Genomic DNA, 11727 nt, shown 5'->3' on the forward strand with positions numbered 1-11727 from the left:
ATTGATTAATGTTTGCGGAATCTTTCGCGAATGCCGAGTAAAATGAAAAAGAATGTTTCCCACATTCTTTGGATTCGGTAAGGTCTTGCGAGGATCCTCCAAAACCAGATCAGTCCTCTTTCTTTGAACCATTCCGGGGCTTTTTTATCTGCACCAGATAACATATCTAAGGCGCCACCCACTCCAATCACAACCGCTTTGCCAAAATAACCAGTATTGTTTTCAATCCAAATTTCTTGTTCAGGAAAATCCATCGCAAGGAAGATAATATCAGGTCCGGTTTTTCGAATGGCTTCTTTGACTCGCATCTCTCTTTGGCGATCCAAATGGCCTGCATGTCTGCCGACGATACGAACTTTTGGAAAGTGTCTTGTGAGGTTGAAATAAATTCGTTCTACAATTTCATCTTTTGCCCCAAAGATAAAGGCAGTAAATTCTTTGAGTTCCGCAAGACGAATAAGATCCATCATCACAGCAATGGGGGTCACTCGTTCTTTGAGTCTGCCTGAGGTCATCCAGCCAATCCCTGCTCCTTCTACCAATATGGTGCCGGCTTTTTCTGCAATCCGGTGGAGGGATTTTCTGGGACGCATCCTCATCAGTTTGATGGGATCTAAAAATAAAACATGGTGCATGCCTTCTTTTTTCTCAAGCACGCGGAAGAGTTTAGCGATGGCTTCGTCTGTAGTGACGTTGTCGATGGGAATTCCCAGTACATTGAGTGTTTCCAGCTTGGAAACATCTATATTTTGGTATTCTAGTAGTATATCCCTCTCATCTTTTGAGGAATTGTGAACGATTTCGCTCAGTTGCTTCATTTAGCCGGGCTTTCCTTTCCTATCTAAAACATTATGTCCAGTATCCTCTATTGTCGCCTCTAAATTTTTAAAAACTGCCGTTTTTTCACTTGGATTGGAATCGAAAGAACGAGAAAAAGTATCAAAATGTTTCGAAGCCATCTTTTCTCAATATTGATTCTTATCTTTCTCTCAAGCGCAAGTTATGCGGAAAAACTTTCCATTTATGGAACCATTCAAAATGGTACAACGGGCGGTCTCGGTAAGGCAGATTCGATTCGAATGTTAGCTTTGCAAGGAGCCATGGTTCCTTTGGCAGACATCGGCCCACAATCAGGTAAATTTCGTTTTCCTGAAACAGATTTGCCAGAAGGAGCACCCATCCTCTTACAAATCCAATACCAAGGTGTAAATTATAATAAAATGATTCCGCCAACCACTAAGTTTCGTACATCTCCGCAAGAGGTAACGGTGTTTGATACGGGTGCGGATCGCAAACAGGTGGCTGTAAAAAGCTTAATGCAGGTTATGCGAGAGAAAAAAGGCTTACGTGTATTTAAATTATTTCTGATTGATAATTCAAGTAAACCTCCCAAATCCTATGATTCAAAATTATCTCCTTTAGAATATTCTGTTGCCAAAGAAGCTACCGAAATTCTGGCACAAATCCAACAGCCAGGTAGTAAGATGGCCATACCTTTGGGAATTCCTGAAGGAAAAAACGGAGGAAGGATTTTGGATCGTGCCATTCTTCCTGGTGTATCAGAAATGCAAATTTCTTATTTTATTCCCAACAATAACGATAAATTCAGCGAACGAATGTTAATCGAATCTGAGAATGGTAAATTCCCGATCTTTGTGAAACCGCAAGATATGGAAATTACAACAGGAGAAAAAACTCCAGTCACCAAACTTGATAAAGATGTTCCGGCAGGTCTTAGTGCTTACGTTCTTAGTTCTTTAGATTTTGGAACTACTGTTGAGTTTACTTTTTCTGGTGGAAAACCACTTCCCACTATTTCCAACAATCCGAATCCAGAAATCTGGAATGGCTCCATACTGACAAGTTGGGACCTTTCCCTGTTTGCAGTTGTTGGGTTTCTTGGATTTTTATTTACGCTCTCATTTATTTTTGTCTATCGAAAACAAATAGAAAGGAAAAACAATCCATGAACCAAAAACAATCAGTACGAGATAAATCCTATCTGCGATTCTTTGGCCTCGCCGAACTCGCAGACCATGGAGCCAGAGGGATTCTAGCATTTTGGGTCATTTTAGGTATGGCCTTCTTTTTGTTCGGCGATCAAAACTTAATTGCACCGAATATGAAAAATATTGGCGCTTCTTTGGGAATCACAGATCCAAACGAAGTAGATTGGAAGTTAGGTGGAATCATCCCTGTATTATTTTTTATTTTGGGTGGAGTTGTATCTTTATCCATGGGATACCTATCACAAACTTTTTCACGTAAAAACTTACTACTCGCAACAGTACTGCTAGGTGAAATTCCTTGTTTTTTAACGGCTTATGTCGAAACCTATGATCAGTTTTTGGTTTTACGTACACTTTGTGGGTTTGGTCTTGGGGGTATTTTTCCATTACTCTTTAGTTTGATTGGAGATTATTTTTCCAGCCAATCAAGAGCCATTGCTACTGGGTATGTGTCGTTAGCTATGGGACTTGGTGTAGGAGTAGGGCAACTCCTTGGTGGAATTTTGGGTGGAGCTGATCCTATCAATGGATGGCGAGCATCCTTTATTTATATGTCTGCTCCATCTTTTATCTTTGCAGCAATTTATTTATTCTTTTGCAAAGAACCAAAACGTGGCGGGGCCGAAGGAATTGTCAGTGATGAACTATCTCATAAAATTAGTTTAAAAGACTTTAAATTACTTTTTGAAAACAAAACCAACTTAGGAGCTTTTTTGCAAGGCCTTCCGGGTTGTATTCCTTGGGGAGTATTCTTTGTTTATTTAGCTGATTATTACGAACATACTTATCATCTTTCAAAAGAAGTATCTGCTGGTATGATTACCTTTGCTGCAATTGGAATTTTTATTGGAACTTTTTTCGGTGGAGTTCTCGGTCAAATTTTATACAATATTAAAAAAACATACCAACCACTTCTATGTATGGGGACCACTTTCTTTGGGGTATTTCCAGCAATCATGCTTTTTTATGCCTTTGATATTGTTCCTTTTATGGGCCTTTTCATCGCACTGAATATTTTTACTGGGATTATGATTTCGGTGACAGGACCAAACGTAAGAGCCGTATTACTCAACGTAAATGAACCAAAATCAAGAAGTGCGATATTTTCCATATACAACCTAACTGATGATTTGGGGAAAGGATTGGGACCCGTGATGTCTGCGGTGATTTTAGGTCTTACTCCTGACCGTGGACTTGCTCTATCCATATCGATTCTTTTCTGGATTCCTTGTGCATTGGCTTGGTTTTTGGTTTTGTTTAATTATGAAAAAGATGAAGAAAGAATGCATGAACTCATGAAACAAAATGCCTCTGTTACATGATTTTCTTTTGCCATTTGGAACTGAATGAATATTAAACACAACTTACTCGACATTGAAGGGACAACGGCACCAATCGCCTTTGTCCATCAGGTGCTTTTTCCATTTGCTAAAAAACATATTGTTCGTTTCCTAAATTCCTATCAGTTTCCAGAGGATCGACTAAGAGAAATTAAGTTAGAATTTGAAAAGGATTTAGCTTTAAACGAGGAAGGTTTTTTCTCGCGATTTTCAAAGTCTGAATCAAAAATAATTCCAGGTTCTCTTTCTTTTTCAAACGAGATCATTCCCTTTTACTTTGAATATTTGATAGAGAAGGATCGTAAGTTTGGCCCTTTAAAAGAGATCCAAGGCAAAATCTGGAAAGAAGGTTATGAATCAGGGGAAATCAAAAGTATCGTATATGAAGATGTTCCCGGATTTTTAGAAAACGCAATAAAAGAGGGGATAAAGAATCATGTATATTCTTCTGGATCTGTAGAAGCACAAATTCTAATCTATCAGTATTCAGAGTTAGGTGACTTAAGGAACTATTTCACTTCTTATTTTGACACTGCGGTCGGTGGGAAAAGAGAAAAAGAAAGTTATAAAGCGATCGCAGACAAACTAAATTCATCTTCAAACCAAATTCGTTTTTTTACAGATATTGTGGAAGAGGCAGAAGCAGCTAGTTCAGTTGGTATGGATGTGGTGATTTTGAATCGACCAGGCAATCTCCCCCAGAAACCTCATACCTATCCCGTATGGGATCACTTTTAAGTTAGGATCCAAATACTAAAAGAATAGATTCCAATGAGGATGGGAAAGGCCACTTTCCAAAAAGTATGGGCTGATTTCAAATTCATAAATACAAAACATATCAATAGAAATTTGGTAGCACTCATCAGGATCAAATTCCAATTTCCCGGAATCAATTGTCCCATTCCAAAAAAAGAAAAATAAACAATGAACATAAGAATTGTATAAGTAAAAATAATTAATTTCATTTTTTAGTACCTACTGAATCAAATATAGTGCGGGATAAAGTAAAAGCCAAATCAAATCGCACATATGCCAAAATACGGCGCCTGCTTCTAGATTTTCAAAGGTTATTGTTTTGCGACTGAGATAGATGATAAAAAGTATCAAAATTCCTACAACTACATGGAGATAATGAAATCCAGTGAGTAACCAATAGTAACTGAAAAAATTACTTGTTTCTAAACCATAACCTAACATCCATTTATCTCTAAACTCATAAAACTTAAGAGTTAGAAATGCAAATCCAAATAGAATAGATGCGATTAAGTAGAAAGTGAAAAAGTTTAGTTTATCTTTGGTTTTGTAAAATACAGCAATCGCAATACAAAATCCACTTGTTAACAAAAATACTGTATTCCAAAAAGCAAAAGTTTTGTTTAAGTGGGACTGCATAAAGGAAAATGTATTAAGATCCTTTGATTTATCGTAGAGGAGCGATCCAATCCCCAAACAAAAGGTAAGAATTTCAACAAGAACGATCATCCATATCAGAATTCCACCCGGAGGATACCACAAAGTTTGGTTTGTTTCTAAGTTGTTTTGATTCATTTTGTTTCCTGCGTTACTCCTCTATTGATAAAAAATAGAATATTCAATTTAAATAATAAAATAAAAGATTCCTCTTCTTATTTCGAAAACGCCTTAGGGTTTTCATAAAAATATGGACATTTTGTACATAAAATTTCTTTGTGAACGCAGTTCTCGCCATCTTAGATTGATTCTAAGTGGCAATTAACGACCGTTCACTGCTTTAATATCAACCATATTAGAAAAATTCAAATTCGTACTTGATATAAATCAATGCCAAAACTAAAATCTGCTCCTACAATTCAAAAAATTGAAAATAGGAGGCAAGGATGCTATCAAAATCGCAAGCTAGGGCGTTCTTTTTGGGAGGCACTTTCTTGTTCAGTGCTATCTTTGTGTTTCTCACTGTGGATACCTTGCGACAAACTGATTCCCGAACCAATGCACAAAACATCACTGAAGATGTCTTAAAGGGTAAAGAAATTTGGGAAAAAAACAATTGTATGGGATGCCATACTCTGTTAGGTGAAGGAGCATATTATGCACCGGATCTGACTAAGGTTGTCGAAAGGCGAGGAGCCACTTGGATTGATGTCTTTTTAGATGATCCACAAGCGATGTTTCCCGGAGAACGAAAAATGGTGAAGTACAACTTTACTAAGGAAGAAAAAGGACAAGTCATTGCCTTTTTGGATTGGGTGGGTAAAATCGATGCCAATGGTTGGCCACCAAAACCAAATATTCCTATCGATTCTATTGTGACATCTCCTGCCCCACAAATAAAATCCAATGTTGTTGCCTTGTCCCAACCAGAAAAGTTTTCTCAACTTTGTGTCGCCTGTCATGCAGTAGGTGGAAAGGGAGGAAATGTAGGACCAGCACTTGATCACGTAGGTTCGAAATTTGATTCTGATTATCTCAATCGTTGGTTATCAGATCCGCAGGCCATCAAACCGGGAACAAATATGCCTAAGTTGCCGTTAACTGATCCAGAAAGAAAAGATATCGTTACCTATCTTTCTGCGTTGAAATAAGGAGAAACAATGAGATTCCAATCACAAAAGGTAGCATATTGGTTCTTTGCAACTTGTATGTTACTCTTATCTTTACAAATCGTATATGGTTTCATTATGGGTTTTGCTCGTATCGGAATGGATGGATTACATGATTACATACCATTCAATACCGCACGTGCTACACATACAAACTTACTCGTTGTATGGTTGTTAACTGGTTTTATGGGAGCTGCTTATTACATCATTCCAGAAGAATCAGACAGAGAGTTGTATAGTGTCAAACTTGCCTACATCCAACTTATTTCCTGGGTAGTTGTTGGGGTAATTGCCATAATTGGATTTCACTTCAATTGGTGGGAAGGACGTAAGTTTTTAGAAATTCCTAGACCGCTTGACTATTTAGTTGTTGTGAATGTTCTAACATTTTTGTTTAACATAGCCATGACCATTTGGGAAGCCAAAAAAAGAAGTACAACACAACTTGTTCTTTTCTTTGGTTTATTATGTGCCGCCTTACTCTACTTACCTGGTATGATTTACTTCGACAACCAAACTTTGGACTCCTACTTTCGATGGTGGGTAGTACATCTTTGGGTGGAAGGAGTATGGGAACTGATTATGGGTGGTATCCTTGCTTTTTTACTGATCAAACTCACGGGAGTGGATAGAGAAGTAATCGAAAAATGGCTTTATGTAGTTGTGGGTTTAACTTTCCTATCTGGAATTTTAGGAACAGGTCACCACTACTATTGGATTGGAACACCAAAGTATTGGCTTATGGTCGGTGGTATTTTTTCTGCCTTAGAACCTCTTGCTTTCCTTGGTATGGCAATCTGGGCACTCAATATGTATCGCAAAAAAGGAAAAAACCATCCGAATAAAATTGCACTCTATTGGACACTCGGAAGTGCAATGATGTCGTTTATTGGTGCTGGTTTTCTTGGTTTTGCTCATACTTGGCCTGCGGTTAACCAATGGACACATGGAACACTGATCACTGCGATGCATGGACATCTTGCTTTTTGGGGAGCCTACGCCATGTTAGTGTTAGCTGTTATATCCTATGCAATGCCTAACCTTACGGGTAGAAAACTTTTTACAGGAATGTCGGGTTATTTAGCATTCTGGGCATCCAATATTGGAATGTTAGGAATGACTGGGGCACTTGCAGTGGCTGGGATCGCTCAAGTGTATCTAGAACGTAAATTGGGTATGGACTTTTTGGTGGTTCAAAAAGAAATTGAATTCCATTTTGTCGGAATGTTACTTGCGGCTACGCTCTTTACTGTTGGGATCACATATTTTATCGTAGATTTCATTCGTCATGGTCTTCCATCGAATGAAGCACTCGGTAAGAATGTTGGTGACCTCGATTAATTTATGTTAACGACGAAAGCACCCTATTACGAACCAATCGGTAAGGAAATAGAAATCTTTCAAATGGCGGCAGAGAATTCTCTGCCGCTTTTGTTGAAAGGGCCTACTGGATCTGGTAAATCTCGTTTTTTAGAGTATATGGCTCATTCGATGGGACGTAGACTCATCACTATTTTGTGTAATGATGAAACATCTTCAGTGGATTTAGTGGGTAGATTTTTAGTGAAAGGAGCAGATACCATTTGGATGGATGGTCCCTTAACCACTGGTGTCAAGGAAGGTGCCATTGTGTATTTGGATGAGATTGCAGAAGCAAGACCAGATACACTTGTAACGATCCATTCTCTAACCGACCATCGGCGCACATTATTTCTGGAAAGAAAAAATGAAGAAATCATCGCACATCCAGATTTTTTACTAGTAGCTTCTTATAACCCTGGATACCAAAGAGGATTTAAAGAACTTAAGCCATCCACTAAACAAAGATTTTTGGGAATGGATTTTCCTTATCCCAAAGCTTCTGTAGAAGAAAAAATCATAATTGGTGAAACAGGAATCGGTGAGACAATTGCTAAAAAATTAGTTCAATTCGCTGGACTAGTCAGAAACAAGCAAGAGTTAGGTTTGGCTGAAACTGTTTCGACAAGATTACTTGTCTCATGTGCTAAATTGATTTCGAAAGGCCTCCCCTCGCGTCTTGCCGGAAGAACTGCCATCATCTTACCTTTGTCTGATGACTTAGATACAGTTGCTGCCTTACAAGACAGCTTTGATCTAATCTTTTAGGATTTTACGTTGGAATGGGATCAGTTCGTATTTTACCAAGGTCATAAACTTTGGAAAAAAATTCGCAAAAAACTAACACCTCCGAATCCATATTATGGATATGAATTAAAATCCGAAGAAGTTAGAATCATTCGGTACTTACAAACATTAAAGAAAGAACCAGTCAGTTTGATTTTTGGTGGAGAATTTATTTCCCTTGGTCAAAACTTTTTGAAATTTCCTGAAGTGGTGCATTGGTTTGTATCTGAATCAATTTCTAAAAAATTTGTTCGGATTCTCCTTGCATATCTTTCTTTTCTTTCTGACCTTATGCAAGATTACAAACTTAGAAATGGAGTCACCTCTGTTTCTAGTGTGAATTTTTTTGATTCCTTTCGGATGTTTTTAAAAAAGTTTCCGGGTACCAAAGTAGATTGGAAGGATATACGAAAAGAAAGATTAGCGATTCGTAAAAAAGACCAAACACAATATAAAAAAATTAATTCTATCCTGCTTAATGCTAAAACTTCCGTAAACGAAACAAGACAAATCATTCCAATGGGAAAAGACTTTGTATCCCAAGCGAATAAACAAAAAATCCAATCGAAAGAATCAAAACAGAAATTGGATCCAAATGATGCGGAACTACTCGAAGTTGATGAGAAAAAAATAGAAGAGTATACTTTGGGTCACAATTTTGAAAAAATCGAAACAGTAGAAGAGTTTGATGGGCAATGGAGAGATATTGATGGAGAAGAAGATATGGAAGAAGAGGAGGCTTTGCAAGAGCTAAATCTTAAACATATCATTAGAACTGAAGACCCAGTGCATACAACACGGACTAGCGAATCCGGATCAGGTACCTTATTAGAAATTTCTGATTTTAGCAAGGAAGGAAAACATTTTACATACCCAGAGTGGGATTATAAACTAAAAAATTATAAGCCAAACTATTGTTCTGTAGTCGAAGAGTTCCCTAACCAAACTGATTTTAGTTATTCTAAACAGGTATTAGAAAAACAACATACTCACTTAGTACAATTAAAAAAGAAGATGATGGCACTCCTAAATCAAACTCGAATCAAAAAACGTTTGGTTGCAGGGGCTGATATTGACTTAGATGCATTGGTAGATCGGTATGCAGATCTAAAGGCTAAAATAACTCCATCGGAAACGATATACATGAATCCCATTCAGGATGTATCCGATATGGTTCTTTATTTTCTTGTCGACTTAAGTTTATCGACTGACTCATGGATTCAAGATCATAGGGTTTTGGATGTCGAAAGGGAGAGCCTACTTTTGTTTTCTGAATGTTTGGAAGATCTAAAAATTCCCTTTGGGATAGCAGGTTTTTATTCTCGAACTCGTAACTTTAATCAATTTATCCATATAAAGAAATTATCAGAATCTTGGACGGTTGCAAGAGATCGTTTAGGTCCTCTTAGCCCAAAGGGTTACACTCGAGTTGGTCCTTCACTTCGTCATACAAATTCCATACTCAAGGATACCTCATTCAAACAAAAATGGATCATTTTGATCACAGATGCTCGCCCCAATGACTACGATCAGTATGAAGGTAAATACGGTATCGAAGATGTAAATAAAGCAGTCGGCGAATGTTTGTTAAATGGAATTCAGGTATATACTTTGGCAATCGGAACAGAAGAAAAACCAACGATACCTGCAATGATGCGAAATGCTAGTTATCAAATGTTGTTTCATCCGGAAAGGCTCCTCGATTCTTTGCAAGAATTCTTTCGAAGAGCCATAAGAGTATAAATCCTTGTTAGGAAGGTTTGCCGTCAGGTCTTGGGCTAAATAAAATTTTTGTATATTGCAACAAAAATAGCAAAAAGGAAAGAACCCAAATCATACCTGATAGGTGGTATGCATACTTGTATTCTCCCATCAATGGAAAGAACACTCGAATCACAACTGCAATATTAAGAATGATATAAGCAAATACGGTGAGAGGAGAGGCAATAATACTTCTTCCTGTATGTCCTAAACTCACTCTTGTGATCATTCCATAGATAAATACTCCAATTCCGCCGACAGTCAAACTATGGATTGCTGAGGAGATAGGGAAGTATCCTAATTCTGCTAAACTATATAATAAAAATCCTATAGAAACCCAAAAATAACCCATATATAAAATCCATAAGATGGGTTTTTTATAAGACTTCCAGGGTTTCCAGGAAAGAAAACGGATACTATTAGTCAAAAATAAAGAAAAACAGATTAAAAAAGATATAATCAATATTCCTGAAACTATATTAAATTTAGTGAAATCAATGTTAGTTGCAATACCTTGTATAGAAAAAACTTGGATCAGTTTAAAAAGATAGAAAGTAAATGGTAAATAAAGGACAACAGATTCTATTTTAGGAATTCTTTTGAAGGAATAACCTGGAATGACAACTCCAGAAAAGAAAGGAACTACACGTCCTCCAATGATCAAAATCAAAAATAAGATTACGAATATACTGAGGTGGATGAATGATAAAGTTTGTTCAGGTTCTATAACGGAACGTGCGGAAAGACCACTGAACAAATGAAAGACAGTAAATAATGCATAGTGAAATACAATGGGTCTGTTGTGGTTTTGTGTCGGAACCATAAGTTTTGGAACTAACAAATAAATGACAAAAAGATCAGAGCTAATATCTAGTCCAAAAGATAAATAGGAAGGAAATCCAAGTGGATACATGGAAAATCTTCCTAAGAACCAAAAGAGGAGTAGGAAAAATAGATTTTTTCCTTTTAAGATACTAGAGTTTGTCCAATTTTGCACAGCGGTAAATAGAAAACCGAGTACAATTGCTTTGGAAAAACCAAAGACCATTTCATAGGAATGCCAATGGATAGAATTTATATTGATTGGGTTACTTACTGTATTCGAAAGTACTAATAACCAAAATCCAATGACAAAAATGCCATAAATAGAGCCGAACCAAAAAAAAGGTCGGAATGCAGTATTCCACAAACTTAACTGAAAAAATGAATTCTTCATACTATGAGACTAATTGAAATTAGAATCATTTCATTGATTCAAATCAAGAACTATGCTAAAATTTTAAGTAATCCCTCTTTGTCCAATATGGAGATTTCTCCCTTTTGGGTGTCAATGAGTCCTTGGTCTTTTAGTTGTTTTAGGATTCTGGAGAATGTTTCCGGTCTTAAGTAAAGCAGAGATGCCATTTGAGTTTGTTTCAGTGCAAGCGAGTCTGGTGTTCCATAGAATAAAAAATGAGCTACCCTTTGCATTGCATCCATCGTTAGGCCACGGTTGATCGCCAAATTTAAGGTCTCAATTTTGTTCATGAGTGAATGCATTAAAATATGATTGAGTTCTATATTTTTATGAATACGACTCTGTACTTCTGTGAGTGGCATTCTTAGGATTGTGCTATTTTTTGTGAACCTTCCCGAAGCAGGATAAGGAATTCCTTGGATGACTGCCCATTCAGCTATGATACTTACGGGACGAAAGAAAGTTAAAGTCACTTCATTCATGTTTCCATCGTACTTAAAAACTTGTAAGTCTCCCGTGACAAGTAAATCCATATAGGCAACATTGTCTCCGCCATGGAATAAAAATTCATCCTTTGAAAAAGATAACTCTTGGCATCCTTCAAAAGCTTTCATTAATGATTCAGGATTTGGTTTTGTAAGATACTTTATAATCAT

Annotated in this window: 12 protein-coding genes; 7 read left to right on the forward strand and 5 right to left on the reverse strand. The window is 37.1% G+C overall.

Features of this window, described 5'->3' with window-relative positions; translation table 11 throughout:
- Positions 1-5: 5 nt before the first annotated feature.
- On the reverse strand, positions 6-818 hold the full coding sequence (locus tag LEP1GSC203_RS07625; RefSeq protein WP_002973369.1) for a WecB/TagA/CpsF family glycosyltransferase: 813 nt from the start codon (positions 816-818) through the stop codon (positions 6-8).
- Positions 819-944: 126 nt separating this feature from the next.
- On the opposite strand from LEP1GSC203_RS07625, the gene LEP1GSC203_RS07630 reads away from it, so the two are divergent.
- From LEP1GSC203_RS07630 to mtnC, 3 genes are read left to right on the forward strand one after another with little or no spacing between them, the layout of a single operon-like run.
- On the forward strand, positions 945-1970 hold the full coding sequence (locus LEP1GSC203_RS07630) for a hypothetical protein (protein WP_002973452.1): 1026 nt from the start codon (positions 945-947) through the stop codon (positions 1968-1970).
- Entirely contained in the window at positions 1967-3331 is a 1365-nt protein-coding gene (locus LEP1GSC203_RS07635) for an MFS transporter (protein ID WP_002973388.1), read from the forward strand. Before LEP1GSC203_RS07630 ends, LEP1GSC203_RS07635 begins: the two co-directional genes overlap by 4 nt.
- 24 nt (positions 3332-3355) lie before the next feature.
- Positions 3356-4087: an acireductone synthase gene (gene mtnC, locus LEP1GSC203_RS07640; protein ID WP_002973266.1), complete on the forward strand. Its 732-nt coding sequence runs from the start codon at positions 3356-3358 to the stop codon at positions 4085-4087.
- Here the strand turns inward: mtnC and LEP1GSC203_RS07645 are convergent.
- Together LEP1GSC203_RS07645 and LEP1GSC203_RS07650 are read right to left on the reverse strand one after the other, a co-directional pair.
- Positions 4084-4314, reverse strand: coding sequence for a hypothetical protein (locus LEP1GSC203_RS07645; protein ID WP_039937497.1), 231 nt, complete (start codon positions 4312-4314; stop codon positions 4084-4086). The genes mtnC and LEP1GSC203_RS07645 overlap by 4 nt on opposite strands.
- 10 nt (positions 4315-4324) lie before the next feature.
- A complete protein-coding gene (locus tag LEP1GSC203_RS07650; RefSeq protein WP_002973284.1) occupies positions 4325-4897 on the reverse strand; it encodes a cytochrome c oxidase subunit 3 in 573 nt (190 codons plus the stop codon).
- Positions 4898-5205: 308 nt separating this feature from the next.
- Between LEP1GSC203_RS07650 and LEP1GSC203_RS07655 the strand changes: the two genes are divergently transcribed.
- From LEP1GSC203_RS07655 to LEP1GSC203_RS07670, 4 genes are read left to right on the forward strand one after another with little or no spacing between them, the layout of a single operon-like run.
- Complete coding sequence (locus LEP1GSC203_RS07655) at positions 5206-5910, forward strand: c-type cytochrome (RefSeq protein WP_002973302.1); 705 nt, start codon at positions 5206-5208, stop codon at positions 5908-5910.
- Positions 5911-5919: 9 nt separating this feature from the next.
- Positions 5920-7269, forward strand: coding sequence for a cbb3-type cytochrome c oxidase subunit I (locus LEP1GSC203_RS07660; RefSeq protein ID WP_002973214.1), 1350 nt, complete (start codon positions 5920-5922; stop codon positions 7267-7269).
- Between the two features lie 3 nt (positions 7270-7272).
- A complete protein-coding gene (locus LEP1GSC203_RS07665; RefSeq protein ID WP_002973291.1) occupies positions 7273-8055 on the forward strand; it encodes a CbbQ/NirQ/NorQ/GpvN family protein in 783 nt (260 codons plus the stop codon).
- 9 nt (positions 8056-8064) lie between these two features.
- Positions 8065-9816: a nitric oxide reductase activation protein NorD gene (locus LEP1GSC203_RS07670; protein WP_002973423.1), complete on the forward strand. Its 1752-nt coding sequence runs from the start codon at positions 8065-8067 to the stop codon at positions 9814-9816.
- A gap of 7 nt (positions 9817-9823) precedes the next feature.
- On the opposite strand, the gene LEP1GSC203_RS07675 is transcribed toward LEP1GSC203_RS07670, so the two are convergent.
- Positions 9824-11050, reverse strand: a complete 1227-nt coding sequence (locus tag LEP1GSC203_RS07675) for an NnrS family protein (RefSeq protein WP_039937500.1) — start codon at positions 11048-11050, stop codon at positions 9824-9826.
- 50 nt (positions 11051-11100) lie between these two features.
- Complete coding sequence (locus LEP1GSC203_RS07680) at positions 11101-11727, reverse strand: Crp/Fnr family transcriptional regulator (RefSeq protein WP_002973238.1); 627 nt, start codon at positions 11725-11727, stop codon at positions 11101-11103.

It is taken from the genome of Leptospira terpstrae serovar Hualin str. LT 11-33 = ATCC 700639 (assembly GCF_000332495.1).
In the GTDB taxonomy this organism is placed as follows: domain Bacteria; phylum Spirochaetota; class Leptospiria; order Leptospirales; family Leptospiraceae; genus Leptospira_A; species Leptospira_A terpstrae.